The organism is Scytonema sp. NUACC21, from assembly GCF_054684315.1.
Genome location: NZ_BAAFZH010000106.1, coordinates 267,309 through 289,092 on the forward strand (window position 1 = coordinate 267,309; position 21,784 = coordinate 289,092).

Genomic DNA, 21,784 nt, shown 5'->3' on the forward strand with positions numbered 1-21,784 from the left:
CAGAAATATTTATCTTTCGTGAGACAGTTCTGTTGATTCTGTCCACTTAATTAAATCGCAATTTCTTTATCCCTTAAGAGATAGAAAGGTCGGGCTTTCTGCTTAAATTTTGTTAATACCTAACTCTCAACAAATTTAGTGGAGAGAGCCCAATAGCCTAAGTTAACGGAGGACGAATGTCAATATCTCAAACTCCTAGCAGTAAAGTAACTTCCAACAGCAATATTGCACAACGCTTGCAAATACAGCGTTTACAAGAACCAACCTTGGTTGTTTCTTCTAGTGCTGGGAGTGATGTCGTCAAGGGACTAACTCAAAAAACAAAATCTTTGCCCCCTCGTTACTTCTACGATGACCGTGGTTCTGAGCTATTTGAACAGATTTGTGAGTTACCAGAATATTATGTAACGCGAACAGAAGCAGCAATTTTACAACAGTGCGCTGGCGAAATTGCCCAGATAACTCATTCGTGTCAACTGGTAGAACTAGGTAGTGGCAGTTCTACCAAAACCCGTATTCTACTTAATGCCTACAATCGTATGGGTTATCCTCTGCGCTACGTACCGATTGATGTCAGTGCAGGAATGTTGGAAAGCAGTGCCCTACATCTGCTGGAAGATTATCCAACTCTGAAAGTTCATGCCCTAGCTGGAACTTATGAATTAGCGTTGGTACAACTCGAACCAACTCAATTACCTACCAGAATGATTTGTTTTATGGGCAGCACATTGGGTAATTTGAATCCTCAGGAATGCAATGTGTTCTTCTCTCAAATCATTGATGCTCTTCAAGTAGGAGAGTATTTCTTACTGGGTGTAGATTTACAAAAGCCAAAACATTTGTTAGAAGCTGCTTATAACGATCGCCAAGGTGTCACAGCAGCATTTAACCTGAATATGCTCGAACATCTCAATCGGCTGTTTGAAGGTAATTTTGATACAACACAATTTGAACACTCGGCTTTTTATAATGTGACTGAAAATCAAATTGAAATGCACTTACGCAGTTTGCGATCGCAAACCGTCCAATTACACGCCCTAAATCTCACAGTCTCTTTTGAACAGGGCGAAACAATTCTCACGGAAATTTCCCGCAAATTTGACCTTAACACTATCCAGCAAGAACTGAAAGCAAAAGGCTTGGTACCCCAAAAAGTTTGGACTGACAAAAATAAATGGTTTGGATTAATCTTGTGTCAACTGCAAGTATAAATTAAGTAGTAGCGTCGGTCATCCCATACCACTTTAACTGCAAAAATGATGCAATACACCCCTGTCCCTTCCAGGACAAGTGGAGAGGGGTGTTTTTGTGATAAAACGGGCAGGGATGCTTATCTCATAACACAAGGATGGACAATCTACAAGATGTTATTATAATAAGAATTATTAAACTTATATTAAGAAATTTTACAAAATTATTTGAATCGTTCTATTGGTAGATAAGTTTCGCCACAAAGATAGAGTTTAATATGAACCAGTTAAAACCAGTTGGATAAAAAATTATATCGATCGTATTGAAAGGAGTCATTGTAGTTGGAGTTGGAATTTTGTAGAAGCAATATATGCAGAACACTGTGGCTTTAGTCGTTTATCAAAATATTTAAGAAGTGTTTAGGGGTATGGAAAACGTACAAGTCCTAGACGGTTTGCGGGTGTTGGTAGTAGATGACAACACCGACACCTTAGAATTGGTAAAATTCACTTTTGAAGAGTACAATACTCAAGTGTTTTTAGCTACCTCAGCCCAAATTGCATTAGAAGAAATTAAGCACTACAAACCCAATATTCTTATCAGCGATATAGCCATGCCCATTGAGGATGGTTATGCCCTCATTCGTAAAATTAGAAATTTTCCCGGACAAATAAGACAAATTCCAGCCATAGCTTTGACGGCAATGGCAACTGAGGAGGCACGCAATCTTGCTTTGAAAGCAGGATACAATTCCCATTTAATGAAACCCTTCGATCCGGAAGAGTTAATTACAGTCACTTCAAATCTTGCTCTAGTTGCGTTGTACGGCACTTGTCCCCTTTGCGTTTAAAATCGCTTCGTTAATCAACACTTTGACGGTGTCTGAGAAATGAACAACTCAAAATTGTAACGATATATGTAGATCGCACAGCAGCTTGACCGGGAAGGTGATAATGCAATATGGTAGCGAACCTTTGTGTCATCAGCATCTTCTTTTGAGCATAGTTTATGAAAATTTTATTGATAGAAGATGACACAGCACTCAGTACGACATTGGCAGAATTACTGAGTGTTAATTCTTATATTGTTGACTTGGTAAATGATGGACAAACAGGGCTAGACCGGGCAATGTCGGCTAAATATGACTTGATTTTACTGGACTGGCTAATTCCAAAACTGGATGGTATTACCCTATGTAGGCAATTAAGATTTCAAGGCTACCACAAACCGATTCTTTTGTTAAGCGCGAAGAACTGCAATGCAGATATTGTGGCGGGGTTAGACGCCGGAGCAGATGACTACGTCGTCAAGCCCTATAGCCCGGAAGCATTACTGGCAAGAATTCGGTCTTTGTTACGCCGGAGTGGGATGCTTTCACTATCTAAGTTAAGCTGGGGAAATCTCTGTTTAGACCAAATAAGAGGCAAAGTCACTTATCATGAGCAAGACATTCCACTGACGGCAACAGAATACAAATTGCTGGAATTATTTTTGCAAAACCCCCAACGCATCTTTAGCCGTAGGACGATTCTAGATGAGCTTTGGGGATTTGATGATGCACCGATTGAAAATGCAGTGACGACTCATATCAAAGATGTACGAAAGAAACTGAAAGCAGGCGGTCTGACAGAAGACATTTTTGAGACAGTTTATGGTATTGGTTATCGGTTAAAGCCTGTTCCAGAGCATTCTGTTGCGGCTCATCCAACAGTTTTAGACAAGGAGGATACCAAAAAACTACCCAGCACCAAAGATTTAGCCTCTGTTAATCGAGTCTTAGAACGATTTCGCAATTCCTTTGGTCAACAAGTTGCGCTGCTGGAGCAAGCAAAAACTGCTCTGTTGGCAGGAAATTGCAGTGAGGAGTTACGGCAGCTGGCATTGCATGAAGCTCACAAGCTTGCAGGATCGATGGGATCTTTCGGGTATTCAGAAGGTTCTAGACTAGCACGGACAGTAGAGCATTTATTGATACAGGATCGCACCCTGACAGATGAAGTAATTTGCCAGTTTTCCCAACTGGTGTCGGCATTGCAACAAGAGTTAACAAAACCGCCCGTGACTGTCACTGCCCAAGCAGCCCCTCTGCGCCAAACTCATCGCGTGCTGGTGATTGATGATGATGCTATGCTGACAGAACAGTTGCTGGCAGAAGCAGACTCTTGGGGAATCCGCATGAAAATTGCTCCCGATTTGACAACTGCTCGCTCGCGCTTTGCCTTAGGAAGTCCTGACGCAGTTTTACTGGATTTGAGCTTTCCCGGCACAGAAGAAGATGGATTAACACTGCTGCGGGAACTGGTAGAGCGATCGCCAAATCTGCCGATTATCGTTTTTACTGCGCGAGACAGTCTTGCCGATCGATTAGCAGTGTCACGTTTGGGTGCAAGACAATTTTTGCATAAGCCTACAACAACTCAACAGATTTTTCAAACGCTGGCTCGTGTCTTACCCCAAGCCCAAAATTCAGAAGCTAAGGTTTTAATTGTAGATGATGACTCTGTCATACTCGCTTTCTTATCGGCATTGCTAACCCCTTGGGGGCTGGAGGTAACAACTTTGACCGAACCACAGCAATTTTGGGAAGTGCTGATAGCGACATCTCCAGATTTAGTAGTGCTAGATTTAGATATGCCGATAGTGAATGGGTTAGATTTGTGTCGAGTAGTCCGGCAGGATGCCCAGTGGGGCAATTTACCTGTTTTGGTAGTAACAGCCCATACTGATGCTCAATCCCTTCAGCAAGCTTTTGCAGCGGGAGCCGATGATTTTATCACCAAGCCAGTGCTAGGTCCGGAACTCGTTACACGGGTACTCAGCCGGATTGAGCGAGTGCGGATGCGCTGGCAGGCAGGTCCAAGGAAAGCTCAAGAATTATGAGGTGTTATCCGCAATTATTACCCTACGGAGTTGCCACACTCTTGGTGCTTTTTTTATATAGTAGTCCTTTTGATGACTCCCTTGGCTTTAGCCGAAGGGTGCATACAAGCACGAGCCTATGGCTATCAACTGCCATTTACCCCAATACGGTTCATATAAGACCAGAAACCTTATCAAAAACACAATTCAGATTCTTCCTCGAAAGGCGGCACGGGTTTGGGATTAGCTATCTGCCGTAGTATTATCGAAAAGCACGGCGGGAAAATCTGGGCTGAGAGTACTCTTGGCGTAGGTAGTACCTTTTTCTTCACTTTGCCATTGCCGCCAAAGGAGATAATATGACTAGACAAGTGTTAATTGTGGATGACGAAGAACGAATTCGCGAACTAGTACAAATTTGTTTGTCAGACTTGGGAGGATGGGACACTCTAACGGCAGCATCCGGAACCGAAGGGTTAAAAATTGCCCAGACACAACCCATAGATGCGATTTTGCTTGATGTGTCTATGCCTGAAATGGATGGCTTTGCAGTGTACGAGCAACTTCAAGCCAATTCAGCAACCCAATCTATCCCAGTGATTCTGTTAACCGCGAAAGTCCAACCAGGGGATCGCGCTCGATTTGCTCAAATGGGAGTTAAAGGAACTATCGTCAAACCCTTTGAACCAACTACGATTTCAGAACAAGTTGCTGAGATTCTTGGTTGGAAAGACTGAAAAAGGATAAAGGATAAAGGATGAAGGATAAAGGGTAGAAAATAGGTTGATAGATGGATACTTGCCTTGTAAATCTATCCGAAATCCCTAAGAATGACCAATGACAAAGAACTAAGGACGACCCTCATGAGTTAACTTTAATTTGTGTCATACTACTTAATTTTTAATTTTTGTAACACAACCAATTTCTTTATTAGTTTTTTATTTTTGCAATTTACCTTTCAAGTATACAAATCAAAATTCTTTATTTCATAGACAAGAAATATCGATGCTTGCCAGCTTGAAAGAGCTGACCGAGTTGTCACAGTTGCGTTGTTTTCAGTTTGGAGTTGATTGAATGAATATTGTCAAGGAGGTCAATATAGCCACCAAAACAATATTGCTTATTGATGATGAAATCAGTGTGCGAGAGATTGTGGAGCTGTGCCTCAAAGATTTAGCTCTTTGGAATGTGGTTACCGCCGATTCTCCATTACAAGGCTTGCAAAAGGCAGCCCTCGCTCATCCTGATGCGATTTTACTCGATTGGTCAATAGGCGGTATGGATGGTTTTATGTTTTTGGCACAACTGAGAAATAATCTAGAAACTCAAGCTATCCCTATAGTGCTGCTAAGTGCTAAGGCGCGGTGGCTGGATACAGAAATTCTTCGACGGTACCAAGTTGTAGGTGTTATTCTCAAACCCTTCGATCCAGTTACCCTTCCCGGTCAGGTTGCTAAACTGCTAGGTTGGGATTTTACTCTACATATACCTAAGTGCGACGTTAGCCCCACCTAAAAGATGAAGTATAAAGTATGAAGTAGTCTGTTACCTTTTACTTGCATCAATCAATTGAGGAACTTGTATCCATTTATTAACCTGTTTTTTATTCCTTATACTTTATCCTTCATCCTTTATACTTTTTCTTGCAATTCTTAATATTTTTTAATTTGAATTAAAAAAATTAAAATTTATTAACTTCATTCTTTTCTTTATTAGTTTTTTATTTTTTGTTTATAAATTCAATCTGCTGGTATACATAGCAAATCTCAGCTAGGTGAGGTACAACCTGAGACATCTCGTATTTTATAGAGTGAGCGTTCTTGCTTGCCCGAATGTACCTCATGAAGTGGTTAATCGCTATATATACCAATTCTTATTAAAGCAACGCATTTAAAACCCCGTAAGTCTTCCGATTGATTGGGGGAACATCCTCAAAGTCGTCTAATTCATTGAAAGCTAAGGCTTACTAATGACAAATGACCAAGGACTACCTTCTCCAGCTAGGTTTTTTATACCAACCATTTATTTCCTAATTAACATTTTAAAATGCAAGGATTAGACACACTGAATCTTACAGAATCTCTTACCACAGAAGCGCTCAATCTAAGCAATTGCGATCGCAAACCTAACTCAGCCCTAATACAAACTCTTATGAATACGCTACTTAAGCCTGCATCCCAAACCAAAATTTTGCTGATAGATGACAACCCCGATAATCTACGTTTATTAGCTAAAATGCTAGAGTCGCGGGGTTATATCGTTCGCAAATCCCTCAATGGTAGAATGGCATTACGAGCTGTCGGGCGAGAACCACCTGATTTAATTTTGCTTGACATTAATATGCCCGAAATGAATGGTTATGAAGTTTGCCAGGAATTGAGGGCTTTAGAATCAACAAGTCAAATTCCGATTATTTTTATTAGTGCCCTCGATCAAATCAAAGATAAAATTCGAGCCTTTGAGGTAGGGGGTCAAGACTACATGACTAAACCATTCCAAGAGTTAGAAGTCTTGGCAAGAATTAAAAATCAATTACTCATTCAACAACAGCAGCAACTCCTGATTGAGCAAAATCAACGTTTAGAACAGGAAATCAAAGAACGTCAACGCGCCGAAGCCCAAATCCAGCAACTGAATGTTGATTTAGAACAACGGGTACAACAACGCACTTTAGAATTACAACAATCCTTAAACTTTGAAGCCACACTCAAACGGATTTCTGATAAAGTTCGGGATTCTCTCAAACAAGACCAAATCTTGCAAAGTGCTGTCGAAGAACTGGCAATAGCTTTAGGAGTTAAGTGTTGTGATGCTGTGCTTTATAAGAGCCTATCTCCAAAGGAGAATCATCAATCCTCAATCATCCATTACCAATACGTTGTGTCACAAGAAGCTGTTAGTCAAGAGCAGGGACTATGGATGACAAATGCACCGGAAATTTACAGCCAGTTGCAACAACAGAAATCCTACTTAGCCTTCTGTCAAATTCAGCCGACACCAATAAGCAATCGCTCAGCTGTTTTAGCCAGTCCTATTTTTGATGAACGGGTAGAAGAAACAGGGATTTTGGGTAACTTGTGGTTATTTAAACAAAGCGATTTCAGTTTCAGTGAGATGGAAATCCATTTTGTACAACAGGTGGCGAATCAATGTGGGATTGCCTTGCGCCAAGCCCGTCTCTATGAAAACTCCCTTGCCCAAGTCAGAGAACTTCAAAAACTCAATCAACTCAAAGACGATTTTCTCAACACCATTACCCATGAATTGCGCTCTCCCATTGCCAATATGAAAATGATGATTGAGTTATTGACAGGTCTAAAAGCTCGCGGACATGATGGGAATACAGAAATTGCTTTAACACCCCATCAGAAAACTCAAGCTGTTCAATATCTTACTCTGTTGCAGGAAGAATGCGATCGCGAATTAAAGTTAATCGATGACATATTAAGCTTGCAACACTTGGAAGCAGGAACATACAGCAAACAACTGACAAAAATTCACCTTCAAAGTTGGGTTGAGCATATCATTGAACCCTTTGAAACTCAATTTCAAAACCAGCAGCAAAATTTTGAAGTTTCTCTTGCACCTGACTTAGCGATCGTAGAAATTGATTCGGTTAGCTTGAGTCATATTATCACAGAATTACTCAACAATGCCCGTAAATATACTCCTCCTGGTGAGAAGATTTCGATAGAAGTTGCTGTCAAAAAAGATAAAGCAACTCCAGACAAAGTGTCCGATTTGCCAAAGCACCAGTCATCCTGCTTGCAATTAGTTGTAACCAATACAGGAGTAGAAATTGCCCCGGAAGAACTCCCCCACATTTTTGATAAGTTTTACCGCATTCCAGGTTATGATTTCTGGAAACAGGGCGGTGCTGGTTTAGGGCTAGCATTGGTTAAAAAACTGGTTGAGAAAATGAACGGAACAATCCGGGTTGAGAGTGCTGGCAACCAGACTTGCTTTATTGTAGAGATCGCGAGTGCGCCAACTAGCCGTGGTTTGTTAAAATAAATCCTACTAACAACTAACCACCAACCGCCCTGTTACAAAGTTGGGGCTGTTCATACCGATTCTGCTTATTAAAGTTTAACCCTTGAGCAAGTGATGGATTTTGAAGTTCTTGTTAAATACCAAAATTTCATTTGAATTTAATTTATACTTTTGTTAATGTGGAATTCAATCATCAAAATAATTTATTTTTATAGATTTAAATAAAGCGCAATAATCTAGATATACTGTTGCTATGCCCTTCAATAGTCTCTCGGGTTCTGAAATTGATTTAACACAAATTCTTCATCAAATTAGGAGACTGGCTGAGCAAATTCACCAGTCATTTGAATTGAGTCAAATTCTCAGTTTCATCCTTAGCGAAGCCAGAAAAACCTTAAACAGCGATCGCGTCGTTATTTATCGCTTTTTACCTGATGGAGATGGAGTAGTAGCACAAGAGTCTGTCAGTTGCCATTGGACAGCAATACAAGGGCAATTAATTTACGATCCTTGCTTCAATGCTCAATGGGCAGAGCAATATCAATTGGGAAGAGTTGGTGTCATAGAAGACATTGATGCCAAACCCCTTGATCCCTGTTATAAAGACCTATTAACTAAGTTGGAAATTCGAGCTAATTTGGTAGTACCAATTGTGGTTAATAGCCAGAAGATGAATGGAAGAATTTCTCCTTCACCTCCTCATCTGTGGGGCTTGCTGATTGCTCATCAGTGCAGTAGTCCGCGTCAGTGGAGTTCGTTAGAAATTGAGTATCTCCAACTTATAGCCACAGAACTAGGAATTGCCCTCCAGCAAGCAGAACGGGAGCGACAATGGGCTAAGCCTCAATCTAGCAGAGCACAGCACTATTATCAACACCTAAAAAACTTGGCGGTTCAGCCAAGGGTAAAGTTGAGCTTAATCAACAGAACACTGCAAAACGAGAATTATAGAAACTCTATTCCAACAGAAAAGGAATGTCTGAATAATATATTAGTTGCAGACTTGATTGCATTTGACCGATTACAAACTCCAATTTGGATTTATGATATTGAAAAGTTGCAAATGTGGTGGGCTAACAAGGCATCCCTTCGTATTTGGAATGCTCAAAGTCGAGAAGAATTGCTCAACCGTAATTTCAGCGATGTTTCCGAGTCTACTCAGATTCGGTTGAAAACCTATCTGCAGAAATTTCAACAAGGGGAAACCATCGTTGAAAACTGGACATTTTACCCAGAAGGAAAACCTGTTTCTGTTCGCTGTCTCTGTTCTGGGATTCAAATTGGACAAGGGCGGATGGCGATGCTGGTTGAAGGGACAAAGGAAGTTACCAATCAGATCGATGGGGACACGCTACGCTCAATTGAGGCATTGCGGCACACCACAGTCATGGTTTCACTCTACACAATGGATGGTGTACCGTTAATGCAAAACCCTGCAGCCCTTCGCTGTTATGGGGACACGGTGCATCCTAACTCGTCTTTAGAGAATAGTTTCCTCAGTCACTTTGTTGACGAGAGTGCTGGGCAACAAGCTATGAAGGCAATTAAGTTAGGTGAGGTGTTCAGCATCGAAGCCCAGGTATTCACCGCTGAGGGGATTCGATGGCATGGGATGGATATACGATGCACTCGCGATCCTGTGACGGGTAACCCCACTATCCTCGTTAACGAAAAGGACATTACCAAGCAACAAACTGCTTTAGAACAACGCCAGCATATAGAGGATGAGTTGCGCTGGCAGGAAGCTTTGCTGCGTTCCATGACAGATGCTTCTTTACTAGCGTTCTATGTTGTTGATAACCGTACAGACGAAATCCTCTATTTTAATGAGCGCTTTTGTAAAATTTGGGGCATTGAACATCTAGAAACCCGAATGCGACAGCACAGCCTGAAAAACAAAGATATCATTCCCGAGTGTATACTTCTGATTGCCGATTTACCAGCATTTGCGGAATCCTGTAAACCTTTACAGTCAGAGGAGAACCGTTGCACGATTGAGGATGAAATTGTATTTGTAGATGGGCGGACGATCCGCCGTTTTTCCAGCCAAATTCGAGATCGTCAGGATCGATACTTTGGGCGATTGTACATTTTTGAAGATATCACAATCAGCAAACAGACCCAACAAGCACTGCAACAGCAGGGAGAACGGGAACGCATGGTCTACGCGATCGCCCAAAACATTCGTCAATCTTTGGAATTGGATAAAATTTTGAAACAGCAGATCGAGCCCTTTATCAAGCAAAAGCACAGGGGCGTAATCGTTCTTTTATCAATAGGCTTACCCAAGAAGCCAGCGATCGCTAATGAGAGTGCTTGTTGCTCTTGAGAGAGATGTTTTTATTGTTCTCTTCTTAACAAAAGTTTACTTTTATTGAAATTTCTTATGAAAATTTCAATTTATTAAGATATTTTTTTCTTTATTAGTTTTTTATTTTTTGTTTATAAAGTTGAGCCGTAGGTGGTTAAGCCAATAGCGAACTTGTTTGCCTTGAAGTTTATTTACGAAAATTACAATTTTATGACAAACTGTCCTTGCTGCTCAAATCAAATGGTACGTCACATCCGCTCCAACGAAACCTACTGGTTTTGTCGCCACTGCTGGCAAAAAATGCCTAACTGGAGTTTAGAAGAAAATAGGTTAGGTTTGAATGGAACAATCCTATCAGTGGTAAAAGAGCGATTGACACAATTTGAAGGTGCCGCGTTTGGGTAACTATTCATGAGATATTTACGTTTGTCATCTGGAGCATCTCAAAAAATTTGCTAGAAATGTAAAAATTGTTGGCACAGCCACGCTCTATAGACTAAAAAATTGTTGTAACTCGTTTATTTGCTTCTCCAAAGGGAGCAAAGGCAAAAACCTGTCTGAGAACTTTAAAAGCCCTCTGTTATTTGAAACTAATTAAAAATAAAAATTATAAAGGTGACACAATGAGAACAACTTCTTCAAAAGACCCATTTCTTATTCTTATTGTTGATGATGATTCTTTTTTCCGAATGCAACTCCGGTTTTGCTTGGAAGGAGAAGGGTATTGGGTCATCGAAGCCCACAGTGGAGAAGATGCGATCGCACTCTGTCAAACTCTGCATCCTGACGTTGTGCTTCTTGATGCCATCATGGCTGGAATGAACGGTTTTCAATGCTGTTCGCAGTTACGAACTATTCCTCATTGGCAACACATTCCTATCTTGATGATTACAGGGCTTGAAGATAGAGTATCAGTTGACCGTGCTTTTGAAGCAGGTGCCACTGACTATATCACTAAACCTATTCATTGGGATGTCTTCCGCCAACGAGTGAAAAAGTCCCTTGAGCAATCTCAGCTTCATCAAAAACTAGAAATGGCTAACCAAGAATTACAGCGGTCTGCATTTACTGATGAATTAACTCAAGTTGCTAACCGTCGCCACTTTGAGAAGTATTTGAAACAGGAGTGGCAGAGTATGAGGCGAGAAAGATTACCGCTGTCTCTCATTCTCTGTGACATTGACTTTTTCAAATCCTACAATGATACTTACGGTCATCAAACAGGTGATAGGTGCCTCTACAAAGTTGCTCAAACTGTTAGAAATGAAGTCAAACGTTCTACCGATCTAGTTGCTCGTTATGGTGGAGAAGAATTTGCTGCCATATTACCTAATACAAATACTTTTGGTTCTGCCCATGTTGCAGCAGCAATTTGTTCTGCTGTCCAAAAATTACATATTTCCCATATCAATTCAAAAGTAAGCGATTGCATCACTATAAGTGCTGGAATCGCTACAGAAATTCCCAGCATACACTCCAGCTATGAAGAACTGATTGCTATGGCTGATAAGTCACTGTATCAAGCGAAAGCAGATGGACGAAACTGCTTTATACATTACAATCAACAATTTGTAGCAATCAAACCGCTCCATTATTTTTTCACAAATAAATACCCTTCTACTATAAAAAATACTACTCATTAATATCTAAAAATTTTATTTGATTTTTAAAATAAACGTAGGTAGGGCTAAAGCCCACCATCTCAATAAGCTCTGAGAACCACACCTATCGCTCAGTTTTATTTTAAATTTACCCCTATGTTGTCAGCCGATCGCTAACCACTAACCACTAACCAATTGTGAACATAACACCTGATTTCGTCCTGATACCTTAGCCTTGTACAATTGAGTATCAGCAACTTGATAAAGTTCTTCCAAGTTATTACCATCATAAGGGTACTCAGCAATACCCGCACTAAAGGTAACTTGAAACTTTCGCTCTTGAGCATCGGTGAACTCATACTGACGCAAAGTTTCCAGGAATCTTGCCATTCGATAAACACACTGTTGCTGATTTATACCATACAAACCGATAGCAAACTCCTCACCACCCCAACGGGCTACAACATCCTCATCACGAAAGCAGCGCTTGAACAGTTCTGCCAACTGCTTAAGAACTTTATCTCCTGTATCGTGTCCGTAAGCATCGTTAATTGATTTAAAGCGATCCAAGTCTAGAAGTATAAAGCATAAAGATTGTTTTTGGCGGTTTGCCAACCGTAGTAGGTGATTAAAATCTTGCACGCATTTACGACGATTGCTAAGACCAGTGAGCGCATCTATATCTGCAAAATTTTGTAGAATCTTGCTCCGCTCTAATCGATTGAGTATACGGGCAATCAGTTCTGATTCGATAATTGGTTTATTGACATAGTCATCAGCACCGGATGTAAAAACTTGTTGCACTGTTTCTGCATCACTGTGTGCCGACAAAAATAGTATCGGTAGTTGATTCCACCGAGGATCGGTACGTACAACTTGGCAGAGATCTATGCCGCTGAAATTTGGCATTTCCCAATCTAAAATGAGCAAATCGGGTACAAACTGTTCCAAGGTATCCCAAAATTTTTGGGGATCGTCTAGCAGTGCTAATTGAAATCCCCAAGGTGATAGTAATGTTCGTAAAAAGTCAAGGATTTCAAGATCGTCGTCTACAATCAGCAGCTTAGCTTTTAGAGTGTTCGATTGTTGCAACACTTGCGCGATCGCATCCATCACTTCTGAGGGTGACACGGGTTTTTGTAGAAAACCTCTAGCTCCTAGTTTTGCAGCTCGAACTCGATCGCTAAAACTCTCACTTGCTGTCAGCACTACCACGGGTATAGGCGATTTGACAGCAAAAATTTCTCCTAACAGTTCAAACCCATTTTCTAAGGAATTGGCAAACCGCAGATCTAATAAAATAATATGTAGTTGAGTACGGGCTAAAATTGAGCGAGCTTGAGCTAAAGTCGTTGCTGTTTGTGTTTCTATTCCCCGCATTTTGGCTTCTATGGTCAAGGCGGAAGAGATTCCCTCGTCATCATCAACAATTAAGAGGTGTATTTGTTGGTTTGCGATCGGCTTATTTGGGCTAGAGTATAGATCGTCGTTAGGTTGGATATGAACTGGCGATTGGCTTAATTCTTGGCGCAACTTTTGAACCAATCGAGAAAGATGGTTGACTTCAACCTGCTTTGGTGTTCCCAAAGTTTTCAATGTTTGTTCAATCTCATGACATATGCACGTCGCCTCTGTAAAGCCAAAACTACCTAACGAGCCTGCAAGAGTGTGTGCTTCCCGCAAGGCGGCTTGCTGTGATGTTTCACTGAGAGTCCCTGTTTTCAGGGCTGCAACAGCCTGCTCTATAGTTTTAACACGCAAGCTGTACTTTTCTATATGCTGTTCCCATATAGCTTTTAATCTTGACTCGGCAGAGCGAGAACTGACTTCGTTTAATACAGTATTAGCTGTTTTCAGACTCTCCTGCACTGGTTGTGTTTTCACCTTGCTGGTCAAACGATAACCCATCCCGTGAACTGTCTCAATCAAATCCACGGCTCCCCGCCGAAGCACTGCCAGTATCCGAGCAAATAATTCATCAAGTTGATAGGGCTTAAGTAAGTAATCATCTGTCCCTGCATCTAACCCCGCAATTTGAAGAGTACTACTATCTTGGGCTGTTAATAACAGTATTGGAGTGCGATCCCCTTTTGCTCGTAGTTTTTGACAAAACGTAACGCCGTCTAGTTTAGGTAGCATCACATCCAACAAAATTAAGTTATACGCAAATGCTTCTACTAATTCCCAAGCAGTTTCACCATCAGCAGCACAATCCACTGAGTATTGCTTAATTTCCAGACTTTTTTTTAGCATTTGGGCTGCTGGTGCGTCATCGTCTACAAGCAGAATTTTCATAAGGGCTACTTATAGTTAGTGGTGTTAAAATAAACGGCTTTCAGATTCTACAATTATATTTATTAGTTATAGAAAAAGACGAAATTGGTAATAAGTCTGGATTTTAAGGTCGCAATAACCCCAACTTGTTAGAGCAGAAAAAGAACCATCAAGAACTCTTAACCCTGACTGTACCATATGCTAAAGAAAGCTCAGCTATTGCTACTTAGGATAAGTCACTGTGAGAATTCTATTGGTAGAAGACGATGAAAGCCTTGCTGATGCGCTAAAAAACACACTGATAAAACAACATTATCTAGTTGATGTTGCGAGTGACGGTCAGTCGGGCTGGGAACTAGCAGAAGCATTTGCATATGATTTGATTCTGTTGGATTTAATGCTGCCTAAGCTTGACGGTATTAAGTTTTGTAAACAGTTACGGCAACAAGGCAAAGGCACCCCAATTCTTTTACTGACTGCTCAAGATACTAGCACCAATAAAGTTATGGGTTTGGATGCTGGAGCAGACGACTATATGGTTAAACCTTTTAATTTGCAAGAATTATTAGCCAGAATTCGCGCCTTACTGCGTCGAGGCAGTATAAGTGGATCGCCAGTACTTGAATGGGGTTTTTTGCATCTTGACCCGAGTCATTGTGAGGTCACCTACAACGGGCAATTGTTGCATTTGACTTCTAAAGAATATGCTCTCATTGAGCTTTTCTTACGCAACAGTCGCCGAATATTCAGCCAAAGTGCATTGCTAAATCACCTCTGGTCTTTTGAAGAACCTCCATTGGAGAATACTGTTAGAGCCCATATAAAAAGTTTACGGCAGAAACTCAAACAAGCAGGGGCTGAGGCTGATTTGATTGAGACAGTCTACGGACAGGGGTATCGGCTGAAAACCAAACAAGGTGTTGAAAGTCAGAAAATAAAACAGGAGAGTGGGAAAGAAGATACACCTGGATCTACACTGATAGAATTGACCCATAACCGTGTAAATTTAGATTCATCTACGGTTCAAAATGCCCGGTCTCGGGTACAAATTTCACCAGAAACGGCTCTTGTCTGGGAACGGCATAAGCAAAAGTACAGCGATCGCATGACAGTTTTAGAGCAAGCTGTTACAGCTCTTAGCCAAGGCAACAAGAGTGAAGAATTACAACAAAAAGCTTTACAGGAGGCTCACACACTGATGGGTTCTTTGGGTAGTTTTGGCTTTGCCGAAGCTTCTCGTTTGTGCCGTGAAATTGAAGAGATATTTAAAACCGAGGATCGACCCACTCCAGAGATTGTGCAACATCTTTCTTGGCTGGTTGTGACGTTGCGACAGCAAGTCGGACAAACACCAGTCATTCTGCAACCGCTAGCTCCTCTACCGACTTCAACCAAACTCCAATCACAACTGTTAATTATTGATGACGATGCAGCACTTGCTCAAGCAATGAGAGAAGAGGCTACAACTAGAGGAATGCAAGCTGCTGTGGCGACAGATTTATCTTCTGTTAGAATTGCTCTCACTCAAACTAGACCAGATGTCGTGCTGCTCGATTTGTACTTTGCCGACTCACAAGAAAACGGCTTCGATTTGTTAGCTCAATTGGCAGCTTATCAACCACCCGTGCCTGTTTTGGTATTTTCTGCTACTAAAACTTTTGCGGAGCGGGTTAAGGTGGCTCGTTTGGGCGGACAAGGCTTTCTCCAAAAACCCATGTCTCCGCCTGAAGTTATGGATGTTCTAGCCCAAGTTTTGCAACAATCGAATCCCCTTGATGCCAAGCTGCTAATTGTGGACGATGACCAAGAAATGTTAGATTTTTTACGTATTACACTAGAGCCTCGGGGATTCCAGCTGACTTTGCTAAACGACCCACAGCAGTTTTGGGATACGCTAGCACGGACGGCACCCGACTTGCTGATTTTAGATGTGGAAATGCCGGAGATAACTGGTATTGAATTATGCCAAGTTGTGCGTAATGACCCTCGCTGGCAAGACCTACCCGTGTTGTTTTTATCAGCACATACCGATATAGAAACAGTACAGAGGGTGTTTACAGTAGGTGCAGATGACTACGTGAATAAACCGATTGTCGCCTCTGAGTTAGTTGCTCGCGTGCAGAGTAAACTCAACCGGGCTAAGAAGACTGCACGCGATCGCTAGCAAACACAGAAGCTACATAAACATCAAAAAAAGTACCAGTCTCAAGATAGATATTAACTAACCCATAAGACAGAGCAGCAGTGATAAGCTAAAATAGTTGGGGTTATTGTGGTGAATTACTACATTAAAGATAGTATTTTACATTGCATTGGTAATGAGATGACTGCAAAACAGTAATCTATGTATAAAAAAATTGTATAAAAAATTGATAAATAAGCGAGGTTGCCAAAAAATATGTTATGTTTAAGCACTTGCAACGCTTGCACAGGCGTATCAACCCGCATCACAGCTTCAAAAATCGCTTGGGTTTCGCAGTAGGCGGTGTGACCTTGGCAGTCTCAATATTATTAAGTCTGTTAGTAGGATATGTAACAAGCCGACAGATTGAAGCCGATACCGGGCGCTTTCTCTCAGAGTTAGCTTACCAAATGACGGATAAGCTAGACCGGGGGATGTTCGCCCTAAGCCGTGATATTCAGATTGTTGCTAGTTTGGAAACACTGGGCAGTCCCAACTCAACCCTAGATACCAAACGTGCCTTACTAGAAAAGCTGCAAAGTACTTATACCGACTATGCTTGGATTGGCTTCGCTAATCTTAAGGGTAAAGTCACAGTCAGCACTGGTAAAATTTTGGAGGGAAAAAATGTCTCCAAACGACCTTGGTTTATCCACGGGCAGCAAGGTTCCTATTTGGGTGATGTCCATGATGCCATGCTGTTGGCAAAAATCCTGCCCAACTCCACAGGGGAACCTCTGCGTTTTGTCGATCTAACAGCGGTTGTAAAAGATTTTCAGAACAAACCAGTAGGGGTGTTAGGGGCGCACCTAAATTGGGTGTGGGCGAAAAAAATGCAAAATTCCGTACTGCTGCACAGCCGCTACCAAGACGCACACATAGAGATGCTGGTTGTCAGCAAAAATGGTAGCGTTTTGATGGGAACACCAAGTTTACAGGGGAAATTTTTAGGTAAGCTAAGCAGTTTCCAGGGGGCTCAACGCGGTAAAAACCATTATTTGGTAGAATATTGGTATGATGGCAAGAACTATGTCACTGGCTTTGCTCCGACTGTCGGTTATCTGAGCTATCCAGGTTTGGGCTGGGTGGTGCTGGTGCGCCAAAAAACTGATATTGCCTTTGCTCGAGCCTACGCGCTACAACGACAAGTTTTGATTTGGGGAGCGGTGTTTGGGTTGGTATCTGGAATATTATCCTGGTTGCTGACTAACCGTATTCTCAACCCGATACTGGCAATTGCTGCGGCGGCTGACCGTATCCGTTCTGGTGATGTCAAGGTAAAAATACCAGTGGTGCGCGGACAAGATGAAGTGGCAATTCTTTCTGGTTCCCTAATTAATCTTTTGACAACCCTCAAAGACCATCAAGCAGAGTTGCAAACCCTTAACGAGCAATTACAGCAGGATATTATCGCCCGTCAACAAGCTGAGGCAGAGGTACGCCACTTAAATGAAGAATTAGAAACGCGGGTGCAAAACCGCATTATCCAGCTAGAAGTGGCAAACAAAGAACTAGAAGCCTTTTCCTACTCAGTTTCCCATGATTTACGCGCTCCCCTTAACCGAATTTATGGCTTTAGTCAAATTCTCATAGAAGGCTATGCCAACCAGTTGGATGGTGTTGGGAAAGACTGCCTGACTAGAATTTGTAATTCAACTAAGCAAATGGAACAGTTAATTGAAGATTTGTTGTTGTTAGCGCAAGTCAGTCGTAGTGAAATACACTATCAAAAAGTAAATCTGAGCGAGATGGTGCAAGCGATCGCCACCGAGCTACAACGAACCGAACCACAACGCTTTGTCGAATTTTCAATTGCAGAAGGTATCATTGCTCGTGCAGATGTGGGGCTCATCCATGCCGTTTTGGAAAACTTGCTTGGCAATGCTTGGAAATATACCAGTAAACGATCCCAAGCTCGGATTGAGTTTGGTATTTTAGGAAAGCAGGAGGAACACAAAAGCCCAGGACAATCTCAAAATCTAAAATCAAAAATTCAAGATACAAAATCTCTTACCTACTTTATCCGTGATAACGGTGCTGGATTTGACATGAAATCCAGCCATCAACTCTTTAAACCTTTCTTTCGGTTACACTCTGCATCTGAGTTTGAGGGGAATGGCATTGGTTTGGCAACGGTAGCGCAAATTATTCAGCGTCACGGAGGTTACATTTGGGCAGAAGGCAAACGGGAGGTGGGAGCAACCTTTTATTTCACCCTTACAGGAGAGCCACGATGAATACACCGCTACGAATCCTTTTTGTAGAGGATTCAGACGATGATATGATGATGCTAGTCTATAACTTGCAACGCAGCTACCAACTTACCTATGAAAGGGTAGAAACCGCCGAAAGTATGAGTGATGCTTTAAGGCGGCAACAGTGGGATGCGATCGTCTGTGACTATTTATTGCCTGATTTCAGTGTTTTTGCTGCTTTAAGCCTTTTGCAGAGCTTTGGACTTGACCTACCTTTCATCATTGTGTCTAGCAAAATCGACGAAGAAACTGCCGTTGATGCGCTAAAAGCAGGAGCCCATGATTTTGTGACTAAAGGTCGTATGGCGCGACTCATTCCGGCGATTGAACGCTCGCTAAGCGAGGCAGAAAGCCGACTAAAAAGGAAACAGGCAGAGCTAGCACTTACTCAGAGAGAAGAGCAACTGCGGCTAGCCCTGAAAGCTGCCAACATGGGAACTTGGGATTGGGATATCTTGACTAACCAAATAACTTGGTCTAAGGGTTGCGAGCAGCTGTTTGGTTTAGCAAGTGGCACTTATAAAGCTTTTTTAGCCTGCGTGCATCCAGAAGATCGGGAATCGATGATTCAAGCAGTGGAATATGCCCGTGAGTCGCAACAGAACTTTCACCATGAATATCGGTTGCTTTCCTCTGATGGTAGCATTCACTGGATAGAGAGCAGGGGGAAATTTTTCTACGGCTTACAAGGTAAGGCTGTTTGTATGATGGGGACAGTGATGGATATTGGCGAACGCAAACTTACACAAGCAGCCCTGCAACAGGCAAAGCAAGAACTGGAAATCAAAGTGCAACAGCGGACAGCCGAACTTGTGGAAGTGAACCAGCGCTTGCAACGAGAACTAAGCAATCGCAAAAGAGCTGAAGCCGCACTGCAGGAGAGTGAAGGACGGCTTGCGGCTATTCTGGAAAATGCGCCGGCTATTATCTATCTCAAAGATATTGAAGGTTGCCATCTTTTGGTTAACCGTCATTTTGAAAATATCTTGCACATACCCAGGGCAGAGATTCTAGGAAAAACCGACTACGACATTTTCCCCAAGGAAATAGCCGAGCGTTTTCGTGCTAATGACCAAACAGTCATTGAAGCCGGAACTTGCTTGGAGTTGGAGGAAATTGCTCCTCATGATGAGGGTATTCACACTTACAATTCGATCAAATTTCCTTTAAAAGACGATAAAGGAGTTGTTTATGGGGTATGTGGCATCTCCACTGACATTAGCGATCGCAAGAAAGCAGAAGAAGAACGTGCCAAGCTCATAGACATTCTTGAAGCCACATCTGACATTATAGGCACTGTTGCCTTAAATGGGCAGGTAACTTACTTGAACAGTTCTGCCCGCAAGATACTCGGATTCGACCGAAATGAGGACTTGGGAACTTTCACCATACCTGATGCTTACCCAGATTGGGCTTATGAGATTTTGCAAACCGAAGCAATTCCAGCAGCTATAGGAAATGGGTTTTGGCTGGGTGAAACGGCTTTTTTGAGTCATGATAAAAGAGAAATACCAGTTTCACAGCTGATTGTCGCCCATAAGTCACCCGATGGTAGAGTAAAATACCTCTCCACCATTGCCCGCGATATCACTCAACAAAAGCAAATCGCTGCAACTCTGTTAGAAACAGAGCGACGTTGGCGCAGCTTGCTAGAAAATGTGCGTTTAGTGGTTGTGGGGCTCGATCTCAATGGCAAAGTTGATTACGTAAATCCCTTCTTTTTGGAATTAAGCGAGTACACCGAAGGAGAAGTTCTCGGCAAAGACTGGTTTGAAAATTTCCTTCCGCCTCACCAGAAAAAACGGGTGGAAAGTTGTTTTCAAGAGCTATTAGAGCAGGAATTTCGCAATCATTACCAAAACTCGATTCTTACTAAGTCTGGCGAAGAAAGGGTCATTTCTTGGAATAACACACTGCTGCAAAATTTACAAGGGGAAGCAATTGGTACACTTAGTATCGGGGAAGACATTACCGAGCGTCAGGTGATTGAACAGATGAAAGACGAATTTGTCTCGATTGTCAGTCATGAACTCCGCACCCCCTTAACCTCAATTCATGGTGCTTTAAACTTGCTCTCAAGTGGTTTGGTAAATCCCCAATCTGACAAAGGGCGACGCGTTATCGAAATTGCAGCCGACAGCACCGAACGACTGGTGCGCCTTGTTAATGATATTCTAGAACTAGAACGTTTGGAGTCAGGAAAAATTAGTTTGTTCAAGCAGCTTTGCAATGTATCTGAACTGATGTCGCAAGCTGTGGATATGATGCAGGTAATGGCAAACCGCGCCCAAATCAATCTTATTGTTTCTCCCCAAAATATTGAGTTAGAAGTTGACAGCGATCGCATTCTCCAAGTATTAACCAACTTAGTCAGCAATGCCATCAAATTTTCTACCAAAGGTTCTCAAGTATGGTTGAATGTAGAATTGCTTGCAAAGGAGCTATTGACAAACTCGGAAACAACTGTATTGTTCTGTGTCAAAGACACCGGACGGGGCATTCCTCCTGAAAAAATGGAAAGTATTTTTGAACGCTTTCACCAGGTTGATGCTTCCGATTCCCGTCAAAAAGGAGGAACAGGCTTGGGTTTGGCTATTTGCCGTAGCATAGTACAGCAGCACGGTGGTAGGATCTGGGTGGAGAGTACCCTTGGCGAAGGCAGCAGTTTTTACTTCGCACTCCCTAGAAGGCAAGTTGAGGAAAAGATTCATGACAACCAAGCGCATCTTGGTAATTGATGATGAAGATGGAGTGAGGGAAATCATCCAAATCTGTTTAGAGGCGGTGGCTGGATGGGAAGTTTTAACCGCTGCTTCTGGTGAAGAGGGGTTACTAATAGCTGAGGATGAACAGCCAGACGCAATTTTACTTGATGTCATGATGCCGAATATGGATGGTCCTACGACTTTTGGTCATTTACAAGCGAATGCTGCAACGGCACACATTCCAACTATTCTACTCACAGCAAAGGCAAAGGTAAGCGAGCAACAGGAGTTTATCGAGTTGGGTGTTACGGGTGTCATCACCAAACCTTTCAAAGCGCAAGACTTAGTTGAGTACATCCAAAAAATTCTTAACTGGAAAGACTGAATTCACAAAATATTCACACTACTATCCT

Annotated in this window: 14 protein-coding genes and 1 pseudogene; 14 read left to right on the plus strand and 1 reads right to left on the minus strand. The window is 42.0% G+C overall.

Annotation, left to right across the window (positions count from 1 at the left end; all coding sequences use genetic code 11):
* The first annotated feature begins 176 nt into the window (after window positions 1–176).
* From egtD to ACYRY3_RS39000, 10 genes and pseudogenes are all read left to right on the plus strand, one after another.
* Window positions 177–1,211 carry an L-histidine N(alpha)-methyltransferase gene (egtD, locus tag ACYRY3_RS38955; protein WP_460207101.1) on the plus strand — a complete coding sequence of 345 codons (1,035 nt, stop codon included), beginning with the start codon at window positions 177–179 and terminating at the stop codon, window positions 1,209–1,211.
* Between the two features lie 407 nt (window positions 1,212–1,618).
* The gene (locus tag ACYRY3_RS38960) at window positions 1,619–2,041 is read left to right on the plus strand and encodes a response regulator (protein WP_460207103.1); all 423 of its coding nucleotides are present in this window, start codon (window positions 1,619–1,621) and stop codon (window positions 2,039–2,041) included.
* A 158-nt stretch (window positions 2,042–2,199) separates the two neighbouring features.
* On the plus strand, window positions 2,200–4,071 hold the full coding sequence (locus tag ACYRY3_RS38965; RefSeq protein ID WP_460207105.1) for a response regulator: 1,872 nt from the start codon (window positions 2,200–2,202) through the stop codon (window positions 4,069–4,071).
* Window positions 4,072–4,251: 180 nt separating this feature from the next.
* Window positions 4,252–4,413, plus strand: a pseudogene (locus tag ACYRY3_RS38970) (ATP-binding protein); the annotation flags it as partial.
* On the plus strand, window positions 4,410–4,787 hold the full coding sequence (locus tag ACYRY3_RS38975) for a response regulator (protein WP_460207107.1): 378 nt from the start codon (window positions 4,410–4,412) through the stop codon (window positions 4,785–4,787). The pseudogene ACYRY3_RS38970 and the gene ACYRY3_RS38975, both read left to right, overlap by 4 nt.
* A 337-nt stretch (window positions 4,788–5,124) precedes the next feature.
* Window positions 5,125–5,565, plus strand: coding sequence for a response regulator (locus ACYRY3_RS38980; RefSeq protein ID WP_460207109.1), 441 nt, complete (start codon window positions 5,125–5,127; stop codon window positions 5,563–5,565).
* Window positions 5,566–6,096: 531 nt separating this feature from the next.
* A complete protein-coding gene (locus ACYRY3_RS38985; RefSeq protein ID WP_460207111.1) occupies window positions 6,097–8,064 on the plus strand; it encodes a hybrid sensor histidine kinase/response regulator in 1,968 nt (655 codons plus the stop codon).
* 232 nt (window positions 8,065–8,296) lie between these two features.
* Window positions 8,297–10,372, plus strand: a complete 2,076-nt coding sequence (locus ACYRY3_RS38990) for a GAF domain-containing protein (RefSeq protein ID WP_460207113.1) — start codon at window positions 8,297–8,299, stop codon at window positions 10,370–10,372.
* A gap of 222 nt (window positions 10,373–10,594) precedes the next feature.
* Window positions 10,595–10,759 (plus strand): hypothetical protein, encoded by a 165-nt coding sequence (locus ACYRY3_RS38995; protein ID WP_460207115.1) that lies wholly within the window; start codon window positions 10,595–10,597, stop codon window positions 10,757–10,759.
* 218 nt (window positions 10,760–10,977) lie between these two features.
* Entirely contained in the window at window positions 10,978–11,997 is a 1,020-nt protein-coding gene (locus tag ACYRY3_RS39000; protein WP_460207117.1) for a GGDEF domain-containing response regulator, read from the plus strand.
* 138 nt (window positions 11,998–12,135) lie between these two features.
* Here the strand turns inward: ACYRY3_RS39000 and ACYRY3_RS39005 are convergent, their stop codons facing one another.
* Window positions 12,136–14,250 (minus strand): response regulator, encoded by a 2,115-nt coding sequence (locus ACYRY3_RS39005; protein ID WP_460207119.1) that lies wholly within the window; start codon window positions 14,248–14,250, stop codon window positions 12,136–12,138.
* Between the two features lie 220 nt (window positions 14,251–14,470).
* On the opposite strand from ACYRY3_RS39005, the gene ACYRY3_RS39010 reads away from it, so the two are divergent.
* The 4 genes from ACYRY3_RS39010 to ACYRY3_RS39025 all read left to right on the plus strand — a co-directional run bounded on the left by ACYRY3_RS39010 (window position 14,471) and on the right by ACYRY3_RS39025 (window position 21,756).
* Window positions 14,471–16,393, plus strand: coding sequence for a response regulator (locus ACYRY3_RS39010; RefSeq protein ID WP_460207121.1), 1,923 nt, complete (start codon window positions 14,471–14,473; stop codon window positions 16,391–16,393).
* Between the two features lie 239 nt (window positions 16,394–16,632).
* Window positions 16,633–18,648 (plus strand): ATP-binding protein, encoded by a 2,016-nt coding sequence (locus tag ACYRY3_RS39015; protein ID WP_460207123.1) that lies wholly within the window; start codon window positions 16,633–16,635, stop codon window positions 18,646–18,648.
* Window positions 18,645–21,404: a PAS domain S-box protein gene (locus ACYRY3_RS39020; protein WP_460207125.1), complete on the plus strand. Its 2,760-nt coding sequence runs from the start codon at window positions 18,645–18,647 to the stop codon at window positions 21,402–21,404. The genes ACYRY3_RS39015 and ACYRY3_RS39020 overlap by 4 nt, the downstream gene beginning before the upstream one ends.
* Complete coding sequence (locus ACYRY3_RS39025) at window positions 21,376–21,756, plus strand: response regulator (protein WP_460207127.1); 381 nt, start codon at window positions 21,376–21,378, stop codon at window positions 21,754–21,756. The genes ACYRY3_RS39020 and ACYRY3_RS39025 overlap by 29 nt, the downstream gene beginning before the upstream one ends.
* Window positions 21,757–21,784: the final 28 nt, after the last annotated feature.